Raw genomic sequence first — 21,931 nt, forward strand, 5'->3', positions numbered from 1 at the left:
GATCACGGAAAACTGGCCCTAGTCGGGTTCCTGCGCCTCGCGCTCGAACCCGGCTAGAGGCTTTCTCGTGGGCAAGAGGATCGCGCGCGGAATCGCTCCGAGGTAGTTCAGTGGCGACACGTACTCGCCATCGAGGCGCACGCCAAAATGGAGGCACGAGACGGAGCAGTGCCCTGGCTGCAGTTCGCCCACAATCTCACCCTGCGCCACGGGGTCGCCTCGCGCCAGCGCGCTCGTTACAGGCTCGTAGCTCGTGATGAGTCCACCCGAATGCCGAATCGACAACACCGGGCGATCGACAACGGTGCCGGCGAAGTGCACCACGCCCGCGGCTGGCGACCTCACCTCGGTTGACGTACCGGCGCCGATATCGATCCCGCGATGTCCAGCGGAGTAGGGGGTGTCGGGCGCAATATAAGGCCGGATGATCGGATGCGGTGCTTGCACCGGCCAACTCCACCCGCCCTCGGCGCTCACCGGAGTGCTCACGGGTGCGCTCGCGGGTGCGCTCGCGCCGGTCGCCACGGCGAGGAGAAGGGCAAGAATCATGCACAACGGGGTTCGAATCATGCACCCAGTGTTGAGAATTCACGCGGGACTCGTCGCGAGAAAACCGCTTCCGGGGAAAACGAAAATCGGTGACGTTGTTGTGGGGGAGCGATGGTATGATTTTGGCAGCACCGCGTGTATTCGCGGTGACTACGCGTGCCCCGTTGCAGTACAACTACTGCAACACACGGCCGCTATCTCCACTCAGTCCCCTTTCGTGCAGCACTGCGATCGGGGCGGAGGTATGCCCGGGCACTAGGATTCGCGCCAACCGGTAGCGAGTATTAACTGAGAAGGCCATTGCCGCTGTGCGCGCCAGTGAGCCAGAAAAGGAGAACGGCCATGGCCGTCGTAACCATCCGCGAGCTGCTCGACAGCGGCGTACACTTCGGACACCAGACTCGTCGTTGGAACCCGAAAATGAAGCGCTTCATTCTGACCGAGCGCTCGGGCAGCCACATCATTGACCTTCAGCAGTCGCTGGGTCACATCGACGCAGTTTACGACTACGTCAAGGAAACCGTCGCACACGGCGGAACCATCCTCTTTGTCGGCACCAAGAAGCAGGCGCAGAACACCATTGCAGAACAGGCACTGCGCGTAGGCCAGCCCTACGTCAACCAGCGCTGGCTCGGTGGACTCCTCACCAACTTCCAGACCGTTTCCAAGCGTCTCGCACGCATGAAGGAACTCGAAGAGGTCGACTTCGACGACACCACGCGTGGCTTCACCAAAAAGGAACTTCTCATTCAGAAGCGTGAGCTGACGAAGTTGCAGAAGAGCCTGGGCGGTATCCGCAACCTTACGAAGACTCCTTCGGCCATCTGGATCGTCGACACCAAGAAAGAGCACCTCGCCATTGACGAGGCTCACAAGCTTGGTATCCCTGTTATCGCGATCCTCGACACCAACTGTGACCCCGACGAAGTTGCTTACCCGATCCCAGGTAACGACGACGCCATCCGTTCGGTTGGACTTCTCACTCGCATTGTTGCTGACGCGGCTGCTGAGGGTCTTATCCAGCGCCACCAGAAGCCAGAAGAGGGCAAAGAAGTAGAGCCGATGGCTGCTTGGGAAGCCGAGCTTCTCGGCCAGGCTGATGCAGACGCTGCGGCAGCGAAGACCGAAGAGCCCAAGGCCGACGAAGCCAAGGCTGAAGAGCCCAAGGTTGACAAAGACGACGCAAAGGCAGCTGACGCTGCTGCTAAGCCCGCAGCAAAGAAGACCCCCGCGAAGGCTGCAGACGCAGCCGACGACAAGAAGTAAGGATTCGAACAATGGCCGACTTTAGCCTCGAAGACCTCAAGACCCTGCGCGAGCGCCTCGGCACTGGCATGGTCGAAACCAAGAACGCTCTCGTTGAAGCTGGCGGTGACCTTGATAAGGCAACCGAGCTTCTTCGTCTGCGCGGTGCCAAGAGCAACGCCAAGCGTTCAGACCGTTCCACTAGCGAAGGCCTCATCGCCGCGAGCTCGGCCGGTTCCGCGACAACCATCATCGAACTCGCTTGCGAGACCGACTTTGTAGCTAAGGGTGACAAGTTTGTTGCTCTGGGTGAAGCCGTTGTCGCCGCAGTGTCGGCTGCCGGTGCCTCGACGGTTGACGAGGGGCTTGCGGCAACGGCAGGTTCCGCTACGGTCGCAGACCTGATCAGCGACGAAGCAGCAATCCTCGGTGAGAAGATTGAGCTGCGTCGCCTGGCCAAGATCGAGGGCGATGCTTTCGAGATCTACATGCACCGCACCAACAAGGACCTTCCTCCGCAGGTTGGTGTTGTTGTCGCGTACACGGGTGACGATGCAGAGACCGCTCGCGGAATCGCTCAGCACATTTCGTTTGCAGCTCCCTCCTACCTCTCGCGTGAGGACGTTCCGGCAGAAGACGTCGAGAACGAGCGCCGTATCGTTGAAGAGATCAGCCGCGGAGAGGGCAAGCCAGACGCTGCTCTGCCCAAGATTGTGGAAGGCCGTCTCGGTGCGTTCTTCAAGCAGGTTTCTCTGCTCGATCAGGATTACGCTCGTGACAACAAGCTTTCGATCGCGCAGGTTGCCGACGCCGCGGGCATCACCATCACCGGTTTTGCTCGCTTCAAGGTAGGCGCCTAACACACAGTGTCATAAAGGCCCGGGGCTCTCTTGCCTCGGGCCTTTACTGTGCGCAGAGCAGTCGCAGTGGTTGGGCACCGCTTGCGGCGAATCTGCTGTGCGCCGGTGCCGTGAGCGACGCGACACAATAGCCTGTATACGAACATCAACACGGAAAGAAGACGATGACCACACAACGCAAACGTCGGGTGCTGCTGAAACTATCGGGAGAAGCGTTCGGTGGTGGTCAGCTCGGTGTCAATCCGGATGTTGTCTCGGCGCTTGCCAAAGAAATCGCTGCGGCATCCACTCGGGTAGAAATCGCCATTGTTGTTGGTGGCGGCAACTTCTTTCGCGGAGCCGAACTGAGCCAACGCGGTATGGACCGAGGTCGCGCCGACTATATGGGAATGTTGGGTACTGTCATGAACGCTCTGGCCCTCCAAGACTTCTTGGAGCAGGCCGGCGCTGCGACGCGTGTGCAGTCGGCCATTGCCATGACGCAAGTTGCTGAACCGTACATTCCGCTGCGTGCCGAGCGTCACCTTGAGAAGGGCCGCGTCGTGATTTTCGGTGCGGGCGCTGGCCTGCCTTACTTTTCGACCGACACGGTCGCCGCTCAGCGCGCCCTCGAAATCGGTGCCGAAGAAGTGCTCGTTGCCAAGAACGGTGTGGATGGCGTCTACGATGCTGATCCCCGCAGCAATCCTGACGCGCGCAAGCTCGAGTCAATCAGCTTCCAGGACGCTCTCGTGCAAGGGCTCAAGGTTGTTGACTCGACCGCTTTCAGCCTGTGCATGGATAACTCGATGCCCATGCTCGTGTTCGGTATGGAACCCGCCGGTAACCTCACGCGCGCCATTGTCGGTGAGCAGATTGGCACTCGCGTGCACGGATAGCTCAGCGCTATTCGAAAACCCATCAAAGCTAAACCATTCCCGAGTGCCGCGCCGCCGGTGCAGCAGGCACCGCACGCTAAACTCGAGTGAGACCAAGAGGAGTGCTCCGTGATCAGTGATGTTCTAGCCGAGGCTAGCCAAAAAATGAACAAGGCAGTGGATGCTGCCAAAGAAGACTTCAGCACGGTGCGTACTGGCCGCGCTAACCCCGCGCTATTCCAGAAGGTTCTCGTGGACTACTACGGGACCCCAACTCCGCTGCAGCAGTTAGCCTCTATGGTTAACCAAGAGGCTCGCACTCTCATCATCACCCCGTTCGATAAGTCCGCTCTCAAAGAAATTGAGAAGGCAATCGCTGCTGCGCACCACATTGGTGCCAGCGTTGGCAACGACGGCAGCGTCATCCGCGCCACGCTCCCGGAATTGACTGAGGATCGTCGCAAGGAGTTTGTCAAAGTCGTTCGCGAGAAGGCTGAGCAGGCTCGTGTTTCGCTTCGCAATGTCCGCCGCAAGGCAAAAGACGACCTCGATGCCCTGACCGAGGTTGGCGAAGATGAAGTCGCGCGTGCTGAGAAAGAACTCGAAGCGACAACCAAGGCTCACGTCGACGCGATTGACGATGCTCTCAAACGCAAAGAAGCAGAGTTGCTCGAGGTCTAATGGTCTCTGAATTCGAAGCTCAGGTTCGAGCGACAAACGACAAAATTAACGCCCGCACTGGGCGGCCTTTGGCGATGGCAATCATCGTTGGATTGGCCTTGGGCTTGTCGTTGTTGTTCAGCCTGATCTTTGTCAAAGAGCTATTTATGCTCTTTGCCGGAGTGCTCGTCGCGTTTACCGCGTTCGAATTGGCGAGCGCACTTCGATTCTCGGGGCTCAAAATTCCTCGCGCCGGGGCAATCATTGCTGCCGTTGCGGTGGTGCCGGCGTCTTTTTATTGGCACGCAGAAGGTCAGTGGTACGTCACCCTGGCGGGAGTCGCCTTTGTATGGCTGTGGCGGCTCGTTGAGGTCGTGATCTTGCCGAGCCACCGAGGCTCATTGCGCTCGATCATGCGCGATCTCGGCGCCGGTGTGTTTGTGATGCTCTACGTTGCTTTTCTCGCGAGCTTTACGGTCATTCTTACCTCGGAGGATGGCGGCCAGTGGTGGACCCTTGCCATGCTCATTGTGGTGGTTGTCAGCGATATTGGCGCTTACGCTAGTGGTCTGTCGTTCGGAAAGCACCCCATGGCGCCGTCGATCAGTCCGAACAAGACATGGGAAGGTTTTGCAGGCGCTGCCGCTGCCGCAGTCATCGCTGGCGTGCTCCTGGCCCTGTTCATGATTAACCAACCGTGGTGGGTGGGGCTCATCTTTGGTCTCGTTATCCTTGGAACCGCAACGATGGGGGATCTTGCTGAATCGCTGATCAAGCGAGACCTCGGTATCAAAGACATCAGTACGTGGTTGCCCGGTCACGGCGGTTTCCTTGACCGCGTAGATTCGTCACTTTTGTCGGCTGCTGCAGGTTACGCGCTGTTTCTCATCTTTGCGTAAGGCAGAATAGAACCGTGAGCACCACATTTCCCCGCAGCCGCAAGTCTCAGTTGGGGTACAACGTCGACCAGGTCGAGGATTTCCTCGAAGAAGCACGTCGTGCCTACACTGCCGATCGAGCCGACTCGTCAGTAGTGTCGTCACGCAGCATTCGTAAATTGGCTTTCGCCATGCAAAAAGGTGGCTACTCGACTGTGCATGTCGATTCGGCGTTGGAGCGGTTGGAGGATGCCTTCGCCGCTCGCGAGCGCGATCGCGCGATCGCAGAGCTTGGCGAAACCGCCTGGTACGCCAATGCGCGAGCAGAAGCGCAGGAGATTCTCAATCGCCTTGCACGTCACGAAGGCAAGAAGTTTTCGAAGGTCAACTCCTTCACGATGGGCTATTCCGTCAAAGACGTCGACGCCTTCGCGCAAGAGCTCGCCAACTACTTTCAGCATGGTGCGCCATTGACGATTGAACGCGTTCGGACTGTTGCTTTCCGCAGCACCAAGGGCGGGTACCGCGAGGCTCAGGTTGACTACCTGCTGGATTCCGTGATCGACGTAATGCTGGCCGTTCGCTAGTTCCCTCTGTTTTTTCAGGTCTGTCGACTAATATCGCTCATACTTTGTTTATTAATTCGCGAACGGCAATCATCCGCGCTCAGGCTAAAAGCCAGGGTGCGGATCTTTCTGGACGCCACAAACGTGTGTCGTGGAGCCTTCCGGTTTTCGCTTCAGTTGTCAGCCTCGGCTTTGTTGCCACGCTCATGATGGCCGCTCCCACGCCCGCGAGCGTCGTTTCGGCGGCTCCTGCTCCCGTCAGTTCAATCGAGCGCGCTGAAGTGCAATCACTCACGGTCGCTGAGGGCTTCGAGAACGAAGTGTCGCGCGACAAACTAACCATCAAAGAGATCGTTGTTGAGCCGGTTCTTCCCGCTGCTCCGGTTGCGCCCGCTGCCGGAACTCCTGACCCGGGAACGGCACAGGCGATTGCCCAGTCCATGCTTACTGCTCGTGGCCTCGGCTCGGGCGAATACAGCTGCCTCGTGAGTTTGTGGAATCGCGAATCGGGCTGGAATGTCTATGCACAGAATCCTTCCAGCGGTGCTTACGGTATCCCGCAGGCTCTGCCGGGGAGCAAGATGGCGACGGCTGGTGCTGACTGGGCCACAAACCCTGCGACCCAGATCTCATGGGGCCTCAGCTACATTCAAGGCCGCTACGGCACTCCCTGCGGTGCCTGGGCTCATTCAGAGTCCAACGGCTGGTACTAGACCGCTTCGCGTCAGCGCATAAGCTTGAACTATGCCTCGTTCCAATCGTCCCCGCGGGCGACGTCGCCGCGAAGACGACGAGAGCACTGACCTGAGCCGTGTGCTCGTTGGTTCGCGCCGCACCGAGGTGAAACGAGATGGTGTCTGGAACGTTCAACCCGTTTCTGCAACCAACGCCGTCAAAAACTACACGTGTCCGGGATGCTCGCAAACGATCTCTCAGGGCACCGCCCACACGGTGACGTGGCGGGCTGACGGCATCATGGGCGAAGCGGACGACTTGGCAGCGCGCCGCCATTGGCACCAGCACTGCTGGAAGATCAGATTGTGAGTGACACCCGATGAGCGACATTTTTCCCAATGCCGAGGCAGCTACGCAGCCGGAGGCCGAGCCTATTCGCGGCGCTACAGAGTTGCCCGCGATTCGGGAGAACATCGAACTGCACACGAGTGACGGCCTCACCCTCGTGGGGGAGCTATCGCTTCCCGAATCTGGCCACATTGCTGCGACGCTCGTCACGCTGCACCCGCTGCCGACCGCTGGCGGCTTTATGGATTCGCACATCATTCGCAAGGCTGCAGCGCGACTGCCGACATTAGCGGATGTCGCTGTGCTCCGGTTCAACTTTCGCGGAGTCACGTCACCGCGCGGTACCTCTGAAGGCTCATTTGGCGAAGGCACTCTCGAAGAGTTTGATCTCGCTGCCGCGATGGATTTCGTGCGCGAGCGCGAGTTGCCCAACGTGTGGCTTCTGGGGTGGTCGTTCGGCACGGAGGTCACCCTCAAGTACGGTCTGCAGCATCCGATCACGGGAGCAATTTTGCTGTCTCCGCCGCTTCATCGTGCAACGGCGGCTGAAGTCGCTGCGTGGGCTGGCGATGATCGACGGCTCGTCGCCGTAATCCCCGAACTCGACGACTACTTGCGTCCTGCCGAAGCCGCCGAAAGATTCTCTTCGGTGCCTGAACTGGAGTTCGTGGCTGTTGAGGGCGGAAAACACTTGTGGGTGGGGGAGACCCAAACGTATCGAGTACTCACCGAGATCGTTGCTCGAGTGAATCCTGTCGTCCTACCGTTGCCACGAACGTGGCCGCCGGAGTCGGCTGCGATCAGCTCAAGTGACCCTCTGGCGATCTAGAGGTCTGCCTGGCGCGGAACAATCACTTGCTGCACGACGATCAGAATCGCGGCAGCAACGGGGATGGCGATGAGTGCGCCCAGGATGCCCAATAGCGTTCCTCCGGCGAGGGCCGCAATGACGACGAGAGCACCGGGAATCTTGACGGCTTTGTTCATAATGCGCGGGTTGAGAACGTACGCCTCGATCTGCATGTACACGAGGTAGTAGATACCCACCACGACCACGCTCGGCGAACCGTTGAACAGCAGCACGAGGAGGGTAATCACGATGGATCCGCTGAGTGTTCCCACCAGCGGAATGAGCGATCCCATGAACGCGATGAAGGCCAGCAGTGCCGAGTACCTCACGGGGACGCCGAAGGCGGGAAAGATGAGCGTCAAAACAACGAAGGAAAGCACGCCATTCACAAGCGCGAGGGAACCTTGGCCGATCACGTAGCGCCCCACGGCGGCGCTGACTTGTTCAGAAAGATCGATAAATTTTGCGCGTTTGGTGGCGGGAACCAACTGGTAAATACCGGACTTGATGTTGTTAAGAGAAGACACGAAGTAGATCGTGAGGATCAACACGATTATGGCCCCGGTAATTCCCGTGGCGATCCCGATGCCGACGGCAAACACCCCACCGCCGATGGTGGTGAGATCGAGATTGGCGATCCATTCGTTGAAGCCGTCGAGCAGATCCTGAACTCTGAGCCACGGCAGCGCAGTCTCCACATTTTCTCGCACGGTGCCATCGAAGAACGCAGTGACCAGTCGCGGGGTGGCCTGAATGGCATTACGCACCTGTTCGGCGATCACCGGCACGATTGCGAAAATGAGGCCAGTGAACACTCCAAGCACCCCCACGAGCACCGTGAGGATAGCGGTCCAGCGTGGAAACTTTTTGGTTTCAAGCCAGGTGACGACAGGGTCAAGCCCGAGAGCAAGAAAAAGCGCTGCTCCCACATACGTGAGAATCGTTGCGAGCGAGATGATCGTTTGACCGATTCCGACCGCGACAAGAACCCCCAGGCCGCCGAGCAAACCGAGACGGAACGGGTTGAGGATCTTCATGACGTGGCTCCATTCAGCCTGACGCACGAGTGACAGGCTGAGCGTAATTCTAGGGGCCGGGCAGGCAGTTGCTAGCTAACTTCCTCGGCTTGGTTGAGAACTCCACGAAGGTTTTCAAAGTAGCCCGCAACAGTCTCGCGTTCCGCCTTGATCTTGGCTAGACGCTCTTCAGCGTCGCTCACCAGCTCGCGCGAGCGCTTCTCGGCGTCGTCGACGAGCGATTTCGCTCGTTGCTCCGCGTTGGAGAGTTCTTCCGTCGCACGAGCATTTGCGTCTGCGAGCACCGCTTTTGCTTCAGCCTGCGATGACTTGGTGAGCTCTTCGGCCTCGTGACGCTTCGCGTTGGCTTCACGCACTGCCTCAGCCAGTTGCGCTTGAGCTTCCTCAAGATAATTGTGAGTCTGTGCGGTCGCCTCTTTGTGCTGAGCTAAGAACTCCTTTTCTGCCTCATCGCGGCGCACGGCGAGTTCGTGCTCCAGGGCAGTGCGAGCTTCCTCAGCTTCGCGCTCGATTGTTGTGCGGGTTTCCTCCAATTGGTGCTGAATCGTGGCACGAGTGGACTCGACTTCGTTCGCGAGCTCTGCGCGCTGGCGTGCGATATCGCGCTCAAGGTCCGCCGTCTGCTTTTCGACATCGTGCGCGAGGGCGGCGCGAGTCTCGCTGACGTAGCTCTCAAGCTCGGTGCGCTTGGAGTCTATTTCGGCATCCAATTCGGCGTGGCGTCGAGCCATTTCCTCTTCGAGAGCGGCCGTGGCGGAGTCGATCTCGGCCTCGAGCTCGTTGCGGCGCGTGCTCATTTCTGACTCGAACTCGGTGCGAGCCGTTGAGCTTTCCTGCTCGAACTTCGCGCGAGCGGTGGCGATTTCTTCTTCCAAACCAGCCCGCGTTGTTTCAACGTCGCTCTCCAGTGCTGCGCGCGTGCTGGAGACTTCCTTCGCGAGTGCTTTCTGAGTGGAATTGACCTCGCGGTCGAGGGCCTTCTTTTGGGCAGCGACGTCCGCCGCGAGTTCGCTTCGCGTTGCTTTGACGTGCGCTTCGAGTTCGGCTCGCGTCGTCGTGACCTCGTCATTGAGCGCGGCTTTCGCTGTGGCCACGTCGTTCTCAAGTTCGGCGCGAGTGGTCGTGACCTCCTGCTCGAGCGACGCCTTTGTAACCTTGACCTCTTGTTCGAGCGCAGTCTTGGTTGTTGACACCTCTTGTTCGAGAGCAGCTTGGGTGCTGGTTACCTCGTGCTCAAGAGCAGCCTTGGTGGTGGTGACTTCATCTTCGAGTTCAGCGCGAGTTGTTGTGACATCGTGTTCGAGCGCTTGGCGTGCTTCTCGCTCTTCGGTTTCCCACAGTTCGCGAGCTTCAGAAAGTTCTGCGTCGAGGGCAGCTCGTGTCGTTGTAACGGTTTTCTCGAGTTCCGCCAGAGTCGTGGCGGCTTCGGTGGCGGCGGCGTTGCGAGTGGCTTCAGCCTCCGCTTCCAGAGCTGCATAGCCGGCATCCAACTCCGCTTTGAGCTTCGCTTGAGCAGCTTTGGTCTCATTGGCAAGCTTGGCGTGGCCAGCTTTGGTTTCGTTGGCGAGTTTGGTGTGAGCAGCCTTTGTCTCGTTGGCAAGCTTCTCGCGGGCAGTCGTAGTTTCTGCTTCGAGTTCCGCGCGGGCCGTTTCGATCTCACGAGCGAGGTCGGTGCGGGCTTGCTCGATGTCGCGCTCAAGGTCTTCGCGCTGCTTGGTGTTCTCGGCTTCGAAGGTGGCGCGGCCGAGTTCCGCGTCGCGAGCGAGGGATTCTGCAGCTTCTCGCGCCTCCGCGACTTCGGCTGCAGTACTGGCACGCAGTTCCGCCATGGCGCGTTCAGTTTCGGCACGCAGAGCAGCGGCTTCTCGCTTGGCGGAGGTGCGAGCATCCGCAGCTTCCGTGGCTACAGCGCCACGGATCGTAGCGGCTTCGCGTGAAGCATCAGCGACGAGTTGGGAGGCCTCATCCTTGGCGCGTGCGACGAGGGTGTCTGCTTCGGCGCGGGATGACGCGGCAAGGGCCGATGCCTCGTTCTGAGCCTCTTCTAGGATCCGCTCGGCTTCGCTCGCCGTCTCGTTTCGTAGCGCGGTCGTTTCGGCTTGCACCGCTTTGCGCATCTTCTCTGCGTCGATATCAGCTTGGCTGATGAGTTGCGTAGAGTGCTCTTCGGCGACGCGAAGCATGCTCTCGAGTTTGGAACCGAGGCCGCTATAGGTGGGGCTGCCCGATTCATCGAGCTCAGCCTGAAGATCTTCGTTGACGGCGAGGAGTCGCTTGACTTCTTTAGCGGAAGCCGTGCGATCTGCTTTGGCGGCAACAAGTTCGCGACGAAGCTCGCCGATAAGTTTGTCTACTTCGTCTTTCTTGTAGCCGCGCATCTCTGTGCCGAAATCGGTATCGTTCGCGGCCAAGATTTCTCCTCGATGTCAGCGGAATGAACCCTCTGAGTTTAGTGGGGCAAGGAGGCCTTCTGTCATTCTGATCTCATCCCCCAATATGGGCATTCACCTTTCTTTCAGATAGTTCTCAGAAGAGTAACTAGGTCGGGCTAATGCCATCGGCTATTCTTGAACGTCTTTGTTGTTGCCTACCCGAATGGACGGGGCCCTACCTCCAGACCAGTTGAGGTTCCGCCAGCGTGGCGAGGGTCACCTTTCCGCGAGTCATCGTGGGCAACACGAAAGGAGAGATAGTGAGATTCGTTCTCGCCATAGTCAGTTTTATGCTCGCAGCCGTCATGATCGGTTACGGCATCGCCCAGCAAACCATCCTCGCGACCCCGGATGAAGTCTCCGTCTCCACGGAGACGGAGGGCAGCGCGCCGCTCACCGTGATCAGCGGCGAGGCGTTCAATGCGTACTCGGGCAATCAAACCATTCGCATCGAAGGCCCGCGCCGGATCGTGGCAGCCTATGGTCGCTCCACTGACGTTCTCGCATGGGTGGGCGATGCGAGCTACAACATGGTCACGCTTGACGCTGAGACAGGCGAGCTGGTTTCCGAAACTATCTCTGGTGCAGAGCAAGAGGTTCCCGACCCGTACAACTCCGATCTCTGGCTCGAAAACTACGAGGCCGAAGATGAGCTTGCTCTCACAGTGAAAATTCCCAGTGATGTCTCCTTCATCCTCGCGTCAGATGGTGTCGATCCGGCTCCGAACGCCGTTTCGCTCTCCTGGCCGCTCGACAACAGCACTCCCTGGGCGGGAACCCTCATTCTCGGCGGCGCTGCCGTGCTGCTGATTGGTTTGATTTTCTTGATGTGGGCTGTGCACCACATGCGTCGCGCCGGCGGACCTCGCCGCAAGCCGCAGAAAATGCCCAAGGTGCCCAAGAAGCCTCGGTACAAGCCGTCGAAGCGCGGCGCTAAAACCAACGAGACATCCTCCCTGCGCACGAGTGCTCGTGTGGCGGTGCCGCTCGTGCTGGTCGGCGCCCTCGTCTTGAGCGGCTGCACGAGTTCGACAGCGCCCAACTCCGCTGCCGAACAAAGCGACCCGACCCCAACGCCGACGTCAACATCGGCGCCCACTACCGTTACCGCACCCGCGGTCGCTGTGCGGCAGATCGAAAAGATTGTGGCTCAGATCAGCGCAGTCTCTCAAGAAGCCGACGAAGAGCGCGACGCCGACTTACTCGAGACCCGATTCTCGGATGCCGCGCTGGAGTACCGTCTCGCGAATTACAAAATGCGCAAGGCCGATGATGACATCGCCCTGCCAGTAGCCATTCCGGATGGCCCCGTACAGCTGACACTGCCACAGCAGACGGACACATGGCCGCGCACCGTGTTCACGATCATCCTTGACGAGACTGATTCCACGGTGGCTCCCATCGCCTTGTTCCTTGAACAAGAGTCGCCACGGGAGAACTACAAGGTCAGCTATGCCGTCAACCTGGAACCATCGGTAGTCTTCCCAGATGTGGCTGCCGCGAGCGTAGGAACGTCACGACTGCCTGCGGATAGTGGCCTCTTGCGTTCATCCCCGACCGAGGTCGCTCTTGACTACGCCGAAATTCTCGAACAGGACGTTGATAGCGACTCCTACCTCGATTTCCAGGCCGAAGGCGACAGCTTGCGCGAGAGCGTCGGCCTCGAAGTGAAGAACAAAGAGAAGGCCGCTCTCTCCAGCACCGCCACTCTGACCTACGGTCACGAGTTGGGTTCAGCAGAGCCCATCGCCATGGCCACGATCGACGCCGGCGCCATTGTGGCGGTGCACCTTTACGAAACGAAGGTTGCCGCTCCGAAGGAAGAGGGTTCTGCCGTGACTTTCAGCGGGCAGACTAAGGCGTTGTCGGGAATCTCCATTACCGAAGAGGGCATCAAATCGACCTACGGAGATCAGCTACTCTTTTATGTTCCGGCCGCGGGCAGTGGCGAGAAAATCGTTCTGCTCGGCTACACCCAAGGACTCGTTGCAGCATCGGAGTTGAAATGACAAACGCCCCCCTGAACGCCGCTAGTCTTCGCGGAGCAGTCGACCTCTCATCGCTGGTTCGCCAACACAACACCCCCGCCCCGGCGGCTGGTGCTCCGGGCGAACCCTCTGCAGGCCAATCCTCGGCACCGAGCAGCTTTGCGACGAGCGCCAACGATGCGTCGTTCTCCCAAGTGCTTGAACTCTCCAACACGGTGCCCGTCATCGTGGAGTTTTTTGGCCAGGGAATCGAACCGTCGCTCGAGCCAACGATCGCTCAGTACAAGGGACGCTTCGCTTTAGTCACCGTGGATGCTACGAGCAATCCCCAGCTGGTGCAGGCCTTTCAAGTTCGAGAGGTGCCGACGGTAGCCGCGGTAATCGGGGGGCGCCCCGTTCAGTTGTTCAGTGGCATCATGCCTGAGAACGATCTCAAAGAAGTGCTTGAGCAGGTGTTGCAGCTCGCGGCCGAAAACAAAGTGACGGGCACACTGCCGGCATCCGGCGAGGCGAACGAGGCCGAAGCTGCAGAGCCGGCCGAAGAACCGCTGCCACCTTTGCACCAAGAGGCGTTCGATGCGATTTCCGCTGGTGACTATGCGAAAGCAATCGACGCCTACACAAGCGCAATCGCTCAGAATCCGCGTGACCAGCAAGCGATCGCTGGACGTGCCCAAGTTTCTTTGTTGGCACGACTTGAGGGTCGCACCGCTGACGAGGTGCGCAGCGCCGCCGCCGAGGCTCCAGCCGACGTTGAGGCGCAGCTCGCGGTGGCAGACCTCGATGTCTCCGGGGGTCACCTCGGGGACGCGTTCGATCGACTGCTCGAGCTGTTTCCGTCGGCCGACGCTGACGGCAAGGGCGCCATCCGCACTCGCATGCTCGATTTCTTCGAGATTGCCGGAGCCGACGACCCACGGGTGGCGGATGCTCGTCGCCGGCTGACCCTGCTGCTGTACTAATCGCGAGCGATTGCGCCAAGCTGAGCCCGAGTTGCACGCAACAGGTCAACGGGTGAAAGCTCGATATCGAATCCGCGTTTACCGCCGCTGACGAAGACAGTGTCGAAGAGCTCGACCGTCTCGTCGACCACTGTTCGATGGAGTTGTTTCTGCCCGATCGGGCTAATGCCGCCCAGTACGTATCCCGTTCGACGCTGAGCGACGGCAGGATCGGCCATCGCCGCCTTTTTGCCGTCGAGAGCAGAGGCGAGTGCTTTGAGGTCGAGCTTTCCTGAAACGGGGACGATAGCGACGACGAGGTCGCCATCTACCGTCGTCATGAGGGTTTTGAAAACCTGTTCGGGGGCAATCCCGAGTGCGGTGGCGGCCTCGATGCCGTACCCCTGATTGCCGACATCGTGCTCGTAGGGGTGCAGGCGATACGAAATACCCAGAGCATCGAGAGCCAGGGTTGCTGGGGTTCCGAGCGCCATCAGTCGGCTCCCTCTCGTGCGCGAGTTTCTCGTGAGGGAGCGGGAGCTGGGTCGAAGCAGCAGTGCATGCGATCTAGAGTAATGACACACAGTCATCCATGCGGATGTAGTGGGGGAGTAGCTGAGTTACGGTGACCATTTATCTCGATCATGCGGCAACAACGCCGATGCGCCCTGCTGTTGTGGAGGCCTTCGCGGCGGCGCTGCCGGTTGTTGGTAACCCCTCGTCGATTCACTCTCAAGGCCAAGCGGCCAAGCGAATGCTCGAGGAAGCCCGCGAGGTTGTTGCTGCCAGCGTGGGGGCAGATTCCGTCGAGGTCACTTTTACCTCGGGTGGCACCGAGGCCATCAACCTTGCGCTTAAGGGACTGTACTGGGCGCGAAACTCCGGCCCGGTCGAACGCCGACGTGTGCTCGTCGCGCAGGCGGAACACCACGCCACGATTGACGCGGTCGAATGGATGCAGTCCCACGAGGGCGCCGAACTCGACTGGATTCCTGTCGATGCCTTCGGCCGCATTGATGTCGACTATGTGCGCACTGCGCTCGCCGACGATGTTGCGCTGGTCTCGATGCTGTGGGCCAATAACGAAGTCGGCACCCTGCAGCCGGTGACCGAAATTGCTGCCCTCGCGGCCGCTCACGGAGTACCGGTTCATGTGGATGCCGTGTCTGCCCTCGGCTACGTTCCCATTGATTTTCATGCGGCCGGCGTCGCGGCGCTCAGCGTTTCGGCACACAAGATCGGCGGGCCTGTCGGCGTTGGCGCTCTCGTGATCGCGCGTTCCGCATCCGTCACTCCGCTGATTCACGGCGGTAGCCAGCAGCGTGCCCGCTCGGGAACCATGGATGCGCCCGGCGCGGTTGCCTTCGCGGCGGCCGCTCGCGAAGCCACGGCCGACTTGGCTGAGCAAGCGGCACGACTCACTGCCTTGCGCGATTCGCTCATTGCGGGGGTGCAGACTGCCGTTCCCGAAGCTGTCTTGCGCGGCGACCCGAGTGATCGCTTGCCGGGTAATGTCCACTTCACGTTCCCCGGTTGTGAAGGTGACTCGCTGCTCTTCTTATTGGATGTTGCGGGCTTCAGCGTTTCGACCGGCTCGGCTTGCCAGGCGGGCGTGCCCGAAGCGAGCCACGTTTTGCTGGCGATGGGTCTTGACGAACCTACGGCGCGCGGAGCGCTTCGCATTTCGCTGGGGGAGTCCACCACCACCGACGAGGTGGAGCAGTTCGTTGCGGCGCTTCCCCGCGCTGTCGAACAGGCGCGCAGCGCTGGCTACTCCGACCGGATGACGGTGCTGGGGCGCGGCTAAGCCGCAGCCGCTTCGGAGTTGCCGTGGACGGGTGGTCCGCCACGGCCGCTGCCCACCCGGAACTTGCCCAGCATCGTGTCTCGTACACTGGTCTGATGAAGGTTTTAGCGGCAATGAGTGGCGGAGTGGACTCCGCCGTAGCTGCCGCGCGCGCCGTAGAGGCTGGGCACGAGGTTGTTGGGGTGCATTTGGCGCTGAGCCGGCAACCCGGAACCCTGCGCACGGGCGCTCGCGGTTGCTGCACGATTGAAGATTCGATGGATGCCCAGCGGGCCGCCAACATCATTGGAATCCCGTATTACGTGTGGGACTTTTCCGAGCGTTTCAAGCTCGATGTCGTCGATGATTTCATCGCGGAGTATTCCGCCGGCCGCACCCCGAACCCCTGCATGCGCTGCAACGAGCGCATCAAGTTCGCTGCCCTTCTCGAGAAGGCCGTGGCGCTCGGATTCGATGCCGTGGCAACCGGTCACTACGCCAACATCATCGAAGATGAGAATGGCAACCGCGAGCTGCACCGCGCTGCGGCCTGGGCCAAGGACCAGTCCTACGTTCTCGGTGTACTCACGACCGAACAGCTGGCGCACAGTATGTTCCCGCTCGGCGCTACCCCGTCCAAGGCAGAGATTCGCGCGGAAGCGGCTGAGCGCGGCTTCTCGGTAGCGAACAAGCCTGACTCCCACGACATTTGCTTCATCCCCGACGGCAACACCCGTGGCTGGCTCGCCGACAAGGTCGGCGCGGAGCAGGGCGAAATCCTCGACCGCAACGGCGACGTTCTCGGTAAGCACGAGGGCGCTTTGGCCTTCACGATTGGCCAGCGCAAGGGCCTCAACGTCGGCTACCCCACGGATGACGGCAAGCCCCGTTTCGTACTCGAGATCCGTCCCAAGACCAATCAGGTTGTAGTCGGACCGCGCGAAGCTCTCGCGCTCTCGCAGGTCGCTGGCACTAAGTTCTCCTGGGCGGGGCTCGACCCGCAAGCATCCGGTCTCATCTCCGAACCGGGGGAGAGCTTCGAATGCCACGTGCAGGTGCGCGCTCACTCAGACCCGATGCCTGCGGTTGCGCGCATTGCCCCGTCGACCGAGGGCACTGACAACGTCGGCGACGCCACCGGGCCTGAACTGATCATCACACCCCACGAACCGCTCAATGGGGTCTCACCCGGCCAGACCGCCGTGGTTTACGTCGGAACGCGCGTTTTGGGGCAGTGCACAATCGCGCGCACCGTCTCTGCGGTTCCTGCTGGCGTCTAGCCCGTCGCGGGCACGAACGTACGAACGCACGAATCCATGAGCGCACGTACACTCTCTCGCTAGCGTGAGCCCCGCGCGACGGCGCTGTCGTTTCACACGGAGAAGTCAGTGCCGCTGTTTACACTGGTGCTGTGGCCAATAGCACTGTGAATTCGGGTTCTTCTCACTCCTCAGACGAGCACGTTCCCGAGACTGTCGATCCTGAACTCGCTGAAGCACGGGATGAGGCGCAAGCGCTCACGACGCGCATTCTTGAACTCCGCGATGCTTATTACGTTCGCGACGAAACGCTCGTCGACGATGCCGAGTACGACGGCCTGATCCGCAGGCTTGAAGAGCTGGAGAAAGCGCATCCCGAACTCCAAGGTCAAGACAGCCCTACCTTGAGCGTCGGTGGCCGCGTAGCGACTCTGTTCGATCCTGTCCAACATGCCGAACGCATGTTGAGCCTCGACAACGTGTTCTCGCTCGAAGAGTTCGGCGAATGGGCCGCCAAGGTTCAGCGCGACTCCGCTCGCCACATCGATTTCCTGTGTGAGCTCAAGATTGATGGGCTTGCTATCAACCTGCGCTACATCGACGGCGTTCTCGTCAGTGCTGCAACGCGGGGCGACGGTCGCGTCGGCGAAGACGTGACCGAGAACATTCTTCGGGTCGAAGGCATCCCTCAGCGCTTGGCTGGCTCGGGGCATCCCCCCATCGTTGAAGTGCGCGGGGAAGTCTTTATCCCGTTGGAACTCTTCCGCGAGCTCAACGCAGAACAGGCACGTATCGGCGAGAAGGTCTTTGCCAACCCACGCAATGCTGCAGCCGGTTCGTTGCGCCAAAAATCTGAGGGTAAGAACGACGAAAAGTTGGCGGCCATGCGTCGTCGATTGTCGTCGTTGCGGATGCTCGTGCACGGCATCGGCGCGTGGAACGGTGAGCGCGAAGGTAGCGAACCGATCCGCACCCAGAGTGAGGTGTACGGCGTTCTGGCGGAGTGGGGTTTGCCGACGAGTAGCTATTACAAGGTTGTGCCCACAGCGACCGAGGTTGACGACTTCATCCGGTACTACGGTGAGCACCGCGACAGTGTCGTGCACGAGATTGACGGCATCGTCATCAAGGTCGATGAGCTCGCGCTGCACGAAGAACTCGGCGCAACGTCTCGTGCTCCGCGCTGGGCAATCGCGTACAAGTACCCTCCCGAGCAAGTGAATACGAAGCTGCTCGACATCGTGGTGGGGGTCGGGCGCACAGGTCGCGCAACCCCGTATGCCGTCATGGAGCCAGCGCTGGTTGCTGGTTCGGTTGTGCGCCAGGCCACGCTTCACAATCAGGATGTCGTCAAACGCAAGGGTGTGCTGATTGGCGACACCGTTGTGCTGCGCAAAGCGGGAGACGTTATTCCCGAGATCCTTGGCCCGGTTGAAGAACTGCGTGATGGCACGGAGTACGCCTTCGTCATGCCCACGAACTGCCCGGAATGTGGCACGCCCTTGCGCGCAATGAAGGAGGGCGACATCGATTTGCGGTGCCCGAACGCTCGCAGTTGCCCGGCGCAGGTTCGAGGCCGCATCGAGCACACCGGCAGCCGGGGTGGCCTCGATATCGAGGTGCTCGGTGAGGTTATTGCGCGGGCGCTTGCTCAACCGCGAGAGCCCAAAGTGCCCCCGCTCATCAACGAAGCGGGACTCTTCGACCTCACAATCGAGGATATTTTCCCGATTGTGGTCGCGGTACGGGATTCCGAGACCGGCGAAGTGCTCACCAACGACGACGGCACCGAACGGCTCGTCACTCCGTTCCGGCGCGCGCGCAAATCAACGGGCAAGGATGCCGACCCCGAGTTCGACGCCGACGCTGAAGAGTTTGCGGGCACTCCCGACCGGGTTCCCTCAAGTAATGCGATCAAGCTCATCGCCAACCTGCAGGAAGCCAAAACGAAGCCGCTCTGGCGACTGCTCGTGAGCTTGAGCATCCGCCACGTTGGACCTGTCGCGGCTCGTGCGCTGGCTGACTACTTCGGCTCGCTCAGCGCCATCCGTGAGGCAACGCGTGAAGAGTTGGCTGCGGTCGATGGTGTCGGCCAGATCATCGCTGACTCGGTCGCCGATTGGTTTGAGGTCGACTGGCATCAAGAGATTGTTCAACGCTGGACGGCTGCGGGAGTGCAATGGTCCACTCCCGGCCATCCGGGTCCCGGCGCAGCGCAGTCCAATGAAGGCCCTCTCGCTGGTCTCACGATCGTCGCAACCGGCAGTCTGGAGGGGTTTACGCGCGAAGGTGCCCAAGAAGCGATCATTGCCGCAGGAGCAAAAGCGGCGTCAAGCGTGAGTAAAAAAACCGATTTTGTGGCCGCCGGGCCGGGCGCGGGGTCAAAGTTGACCAAAGCGGAACAACTGGGAATTCCCGTGATTGACGCTGCACAATTCGCTCGACTGCTCAAAGAGGGGCCTGACTCCCTCTAAAACCTAGTAAAACAGCGGTAATGCCTTCGGTTTACCCCCGAATGGGGCTGTTTCCCCTTAGGATTGGCTACACGTGATTGTGCGCGGGGATGGCGCACAGCTCACGGTCCTGAGGGGATTACCCGACGTTGCTGATAGAAATTGCACTCGCTTTGGCTACCTCGGTTACAGGCTTACCCGCCGCCGAGGCCTCCAGCGCGCCCACAATCGAGTTTCACTCCATCGTCACGAGTGGCGCACCCGCACCCTTTGTTGGCCCTGTCGTTGACACCACCGGCTCGCTCGGCACCGCAACGTTCAGTGCGCGTACTCTCACTTCCCTCGCAAGTATCCCCGCCGATACCATCCCCGAGTTCTTCGCAGCACGGCCGGGGGCGATCGAACAAATTCTTGCCTCACAACCTCCTGCCCAAGAAGTTGCGCTCTGGTGGGGTGACTTGGCCAGTGACAGCCAGGCAGCTCTCGAAATCGCTAGCCCACAGTTGCTGGGAAACCTCGAAGGCGTGCCCTACACGATTCGCGACGTCAGTAATCGCACTGTTCTCGAGGAAACCATCGTTGAACTCACCGCGGTCGTCAATTCGGATGCGGGGCGCGCAGTGCAGCAGAGCGCCCGCCAGCAACTCAACATGCTTTCGTCGATCTCGGAGTCTCTCGCGTTCGATCAGGCGGCTCCCGAACGAACCCTCATTACCCTCGACGTCACAGGTCAAGGCAAGGCCGCTATTGTGCTCGGCGACTTGAGCGAAGCCGACTACGTCAGCTTCTTGGTGCCGGGCATGTTCTTCACCATCGAAGGTCAAATGTCGTACTGGGCAGAGGCCGCCTACACGCTGTACTGCGAGCAGCAGCAGTGGCTGGACCATTTCGAATCCCAATCGGTGTTCACGCGCAACGAGACTGTCGCGACGGTTGCGTGGATCGGCTACGACACCCCCAACCTCACCAACGTGGGCGCAATCGATAACGCGAACCAGGGACGTGACACTCTCGCTGACGCGATCCTCGGCTTGCAGGCTCTGCGTGGTGCCGACCAGCCCTACATCTCAGTCGTTGCCCACTCCTATGGAACGACGGCGGCGATGATGGCGCTATCGGAATACGACTTCGAGATTGACGCGCTTGCCATGGTCGGCTCGCCCGGCAGCCCCGCGCGATCCGTGGACGACCTCCACGTTCGTGGCGGCAACGTTTTCGTGGGAGAAGCAGCGTGGGATCCCATTCCCAACAGCTCGTATTTCGGCGCTGATCCCGGTTCCAAAGCTTTCGGTGCCCAGTCGCTGGGCGTGAGTGGTGCCTTCGATGTCGTCATGAAACAACCACTCGAGGCTTCAGTAGGGCACAACGGATACTTCACGCCCGGTACCGAATCCATGCGCAACTTCGCGTTGCTGTGCATTGGCCGCGGTGACCTCGTTATTCCTGAGGGCGCTCCTGCCGTTCAACGCGCGATCGCCGCCGTGAAAAACGCGCAAAGCTGATGGCTTTTCGCCCTAAACGACGACTGCATCTGGCTGATCCCTCGACCGGCGATGAATCCCTAATTGCCCAGATACAGAATGCGGTGCGGGCGCGTCGTCACGACCGATTGAGCGTTGCGAGCTTTGCTGAGGGCCAGTGGCAGACCGCGCACTTCGGGGCATCGGATGCTCTGGACTACGAAATAGGCTCGGTCACGAAAACCTTCACCGCATCCCTACTGGCGCTCGCGATCGAGCGCGGCGAGGTTGCTGCCCAGACACCAGTGGGGGAGTTGCTAGAGCTCGGATCAAGCCCTGCCGCGGCACTCGCGCTCGGCGACATCGCCACTCAGACCAGTGGACTGCCGCGGCTTCCCGTGAGCTTTGCTGAGTTCCGACGCGGTACCTGGGCCGTGCGCGCGGGGCTAGACCCCTACGTAGCGTCAGTGTCCGAACTCGTAGCGCAGACTGCCGCCACTCCGCTCGGGCGTGCCGGTACGTTCAACTACTCCAATCTGGGTTTCGCAGTGCTCGGGCAAGCACTCGCTGCCGACGCTGGCACCAGCTACTCCGCACTTGTCGAGGAACGGATTGCGGTGCCACTCGGGCTGAGCGCTACCCGTTCCACCGCGACCGTGGCCGAACTGCCCGCCGACGCCGCCACAGGCTTCGACGCGCGGGGCCGAGCCGTCGCGCCGTGGACTATGAACGCTTATGGGCCGGCGGGCAACATCCGTTCCACCCTGCCGGACATGATGCGCTACACGCAGGCTCAGCTCGACGGCAGTGCGCCAGGACAGGATGCCACCATGCCGCGAGTGAACATTTCGCGACAGGGGATGATCGGCTATGCCTGGCTCACGAACCCCGAGGGCGTGACGTGGCACAACGGAATGACGGGCGGCTTCGCAAGTTTCGTGGGTTTCGACCGACAGCGATCTCGAGCCGTCGTCGTGCTCAGCAATACAGCCGTGAGTGTTGACGCTCTCGCCCTGTCGCTCATCGCCGACCGCTAAGCCGAATACACTGGAGGGGTTCCCTGTCTGTTTCCCATCTTCGGAGCTCC

General features: G+C 60.4%; 20 protein-coding genes. 16 read left to right on the forward strand and 4 right to left on the reverse strand.

Annotated features, from left to right (window positions below; all coding sequences use genetic code 11):
• Positions 1 to 18: 18 nt before the first annotated feature.
• On the reverse strand, positions 19 to 570 hold the full coding sequence (locus tag ACR3YK_RS09750) for a M23 family metallopeptidase (RefSeq protein ID WP_486174691.1): 552 nt from the start codon (positions 568 to 570) through the stop codon (positions 19 to 21).
• A 321-nt stretch (positions 571 to 891) separates the two neighbouring features.
• Between ACR3YK_RS09750 and rpsB the strand changes: the two genes are divergently transcribed.
• From rpsB to ACR3YK_RS09795, 9 genes are all read left to right on the forward strand, one after another.
• Entirely contained in the window at positions 892 to 1,815 is a 924-nt protein-coding gene (gene rpsB / locus ACR3YK_RS09755) for a 30S ribosomal protein S2 (protein WP_486174692.1), read from the forward strand.
• Between the two features lie 11 nt (positions 1,816 to 1,826).
• Entirely contained in the window at positions 1,827 to 2,654 is an 828-nt protein-coding gene (gene tsf / locus ACR3YK_RS09760; RefSeq protein ID WP_486174693.1) for a translation elongation factor Ts, read from the forward strand.
• A 164-nt stretch (positions 2,655 to 2,818) separates the two neighbouring features.
• Complete coding sequence (gene pyrH / locus ACR3YK_RS09765; protein ID WP_486174694.1) at positions 2,819 to 3,532, forward strand: UMP kinase; 714 nt, start codon at positions 2,819 to 2,821, stop codon at positions 3,530 to 3,532.
• A gap of 108 nt (positions 3,533 to 3,640) precedes the next feature.
• A complete protein-coding gene (frr, locus tag ACR3YK_RS09770) occupies positions 3,641 to 4,192 on the forward strand; it encodes a ribosome recycling factor (RefSeq protein ID WP_486174695.1) in 552 nt (183 codons plus the stop codon).
• Positions 4,192 to 5,070: a phosphatidate cytidylyltransferase gene (locus ACR3YK_RS09775; protein WP_486174696.1), complete on the forward strand. Its 879-nt coding sequence runs from the start codon at positions 4,192 to 4,194 to the stop codon at positions 5,068 to 5,070. The genes frr and ACR3YK_RS09775 overlap by 1 nt, the downstream gene beginning before the upstream one ends.
• A gap of 14 nt (positions 5,071 to 5,084) precedes the next feature.
• The gene (locus ACR3YK_RS09780; protein ID WP_486174697.1) at positions 5,085 to 5,636 is read left to right on the forward strand and encodes a DivIVA domain-containing protein; all 552 of its coding nucleotides are present in this window, start codon (positions 5,085 to 5,087) and stop codon (positions 5,634 to 5,636) included.
• 44 nt (positions 5,637 to 5,680) lie between these two features.
• Positions 5,681 to 6,328 (forward strand): aggregation-promoting factor C-terminal-like domain-containing protein, encoded by a 648-nt coding sequence (locus ACR3YK_RS09785; protein WP_486174698.1) that lies wholly within the window; start codon positions 5,681 to 5,683, stop codon positions 6,326 to 6,328.
• A gap of 31 nt (positions 6,329 to 6,359) precedes the next feature.
• Entirely contained in the window at positions 6,360 to 6,659 is a 300-nt protein-coding gene (locus tag ACR3YK_RS09790) for a hypothetical protein (RefSeq protein WP_486174699.1), read from the forward strand.
• Between the two features lie 10 nt (positions 6,660 to 6,669).
• Entirely contained in the window at positions 6,670 to 7,467 is a 798-nt protein-coding gene (locus ACR3YK_RS09795) for an alpha/beta hydrolase (RefSeq protein WP_486174700.1), read from the forward strand.
• Here the strand turns inward: ACR3YK_RS09795 and ACR3YK_RS09800 are convergent.
• The gene (locus ACR3YK_RS09800) at positions 7,464 to 8,525 is read right to left on the reverse strand and encodes an AI-2E family transporter (protein ID WP_486174701.1); all 1,062 of its coding nucleotides are present in this window, start codon (positions 8,523 to 8,525) and stop codon (positions 7,464 to 7,466) included. The genes ACR3YK_RS09795 and ACR3YK_RS09800 overlap by 4 nt on opposite strands.
• A gap of 71 nt (positions 8,526 to 8,596) precedes the next feature.
• Entirely contained in the window at positions 8,597 to 10,936 is a 2,340-nt protein-coding gene (locus ACR3YK_RS09805) for a hypothetical protein (protein WP_486174702.1), read from the reverse strand.
• Between the two features lie 281 nt (positions 10,937 to 11,217).
• On the opposite strand from ACR3YK_RS09805, the gene ACR3YK_RS09810 reads away from it, so the two are divergent.
• A complete protein-coding gene (locus tag ACR3YK_RS09810; protein WP_486174703.1) occupies positions 11,218 to 12,966 on the forward strand; it encodes a DUF8094 domain-containing protein in 1,749 nt (582 codons plus the stop codon).
• Complete coding sequence (locus ACR3YK_RS09815; protein ID WP_486174704.1) at positions 12,963 to 13,907, forward strand: tetratricopeptide repeat protein; 945 nt, start codon at positions 12,963 to 12,965, stop codon at positions 13,905 to 13,907. The genes ACR3YK_RS09810 and ACR3YK_RS09815 overlap by 4 nt, the downstream gene beginning before the upstream one ends.
• Here ACR3YK_RS09815 and ybaK read toward each other — a convergent pair.
• Positions 13,904 to 14,380: a Cys-tRNA(Pro) deacylase gene (gene ybaK / locus ACR3YK_RS09820; RefSeq protein WP_486174705.1), complete on the reverse strand. Its 477-nt coding sequence runs from the start codon at positions 14,378 to 14,380 to the stop codon at positions 13,904 to 13,906. The genes ACR3YK_RS09815 and ybaK overlap by 4 nt on opposite strands.
• A gap of 131 nt (positions 14,381 to 14,511) precedes the next feature.
• On the opposite strand from ybaK, the gene ACR3YK_RS09825 reads away from it, so the two are divergent.
• The 5 genes from ACR3YK_RS09825 (at position 14,512) to ACR3YK_RS09845 (ending at position 21,881) form a co-directional block, all read left to right on the forward strand.
• On the forward strand, positions 14,512 to 15,693 hold the full coding sequence (locus ACR3YK_RS09825; protein ID WP_486174706.1) for a cysteine desulfurase family protein: 1,182 nt from the start codon (positions 14,512 to 14,514) through the stop codon (positions 15,691 to 15,693).
• A gap of 95 nt (positions 15,694 to 15,788) precedes the next feature.
• Positions 15,789 to 16,952 (forward strand): tRNA 2-thiouridine(34) synthase MnmA, encoded by a 1,164-nt coding sequence (gene mnmA / locus ACR3YK_RS09830; RefSeq protein WP_100388628.1) that lies wholly within the window; start codon positions 15,789 to 15,791, stop codon positions 16,950 to 16,952.
• 131 nt (positions 16,953 to 17,083) lie between these two features.
• Positions 17,084 to 19,405 carry an NAD-dependent DNA ligase LigA gene (gene ligA / locus ACR3YK_RS09835; protein WP_486174707.1) on the forward strand — a complete coding sequence of 774 codons (2,322 nt, stop codon included), beginning with the start codon at positions 17,084 to 17,086 and terminating at the stop codon, positions 19,403 to 19,405.
• A 128-nt stretch (positions 19,406 to 19,533) separates the two neighbouring features.
• Positions 19,534 to 20,886, forward strand: coding sequence for an alpha/beta hydrolase (locus ACR3YK_RS09840; RefSeq protein ID WP_486174708.1), 1,353 nt, complete (start codon positions 19,534 to 19,536; stop codon positions 20,884 to 20,886).
• The gene (locus ACR3YK_RS09845; protein WP_486174709.1) at positions 20,886 to 21,881 is read left to right on the forward strand and encodes a serine hydrolase domain-containing protein; all 996 of its coding nucleotides are present in this window, start codon (positions 20,886 to 20,888) and stop codon (positions 21,879 to 21,881) included. Before ACR3YK_RS09840 ends, ACR3YK_RS09845 begins: the two co-directional genes overlap by 1 nt.
• Positions 21,882 to 21,931 lie beyond the last annotated feature (50 nt).

It is taken from the genome of Salinibacterium sp. 10G20-15 (assembly GCF_057365065.1).

Coding starts and splice junctions, on each gene's coding strand:
- ACR3YK_RS09800 (WP_486174701.1), bottom strand. CDS start 8,525: ATGAAGATCCTCAACCCGTTCCGTCTCGGTTTGCTCGGCGGCCTGGGG.
- ACR3YK_RS09795 (WP_486174700.1), top strand. CDS start 6,670: ATGAGCGACATTTTTCCCAATGCCGAGGCAGCTACGCAGCCGGAGGCC.
- ACR3YK_RS09775 (WP_486174696.1), top strand. CDS start 4,192: ATGGTCTCTGAATTCGAAGCTCAGGTTCGAGCGACAAACGACAAAATT.
- ybaK (WP_486174705.1), bottom strand. CDS start 14,380: ATGGCGCTCGGAACCCCAGCAACCCTGGCTCTCGATGCTCTGGGTATT.
- rpsB (WP_486174692.1), top strand. CDS start 892: ATGGCCGTCGTAACCATCCGCGAGCTGCTCGACAGCGGCGTACACTTC.
- tsf (WP_486174693.1), top strand. CDS start 1,827: ATGGCCGACTTTAGCCTCGAAGACCTCAAGACCCTGCGCGAGCGCCTC.
- ACR3YK_RS09750 (WP_486174691.1), bottom strand. CDS start 570: ATGATTCGAACCCCGTTGTGCATGATTCTTGCCCTTCTCCTCGCCGTG.
- pyrH (WP_486174694.1), top strand. CDS start 2,819: ATGACCACACAACGCAAACGTCGGGTGCTGCTGAAACTATCGGGAGAA.
- mnmA (WP_100388628.1), top strand. CDS start 15,789: ATGAAGGTTTTAGCGGCAATGAGTGGCGGAGTGGACTCCGCCGTAGCT.
- ACR3YK_RS09790 (WP_486174699.1), top strand. CDS start 6,360: ATGCCTCGTTCCAATCGTCCCCGCGGGCGACGTCGCCGCGAAGACGAC.
- ACR3YK_RS09815 (WP_486174704.1), top strand. CDS start 12,963: ATGACAAACGCCCCCCTGAACGCCGCTAGTCTTCGCGGAGCAGTCGAC.
- ACR3YK_RS09845 (WP_486174709.1), top strand. CDS start 20,886: ATGGCTTTTCGCCCTAAACGACGACTGCATCTGGCTGATCCCTCGACC.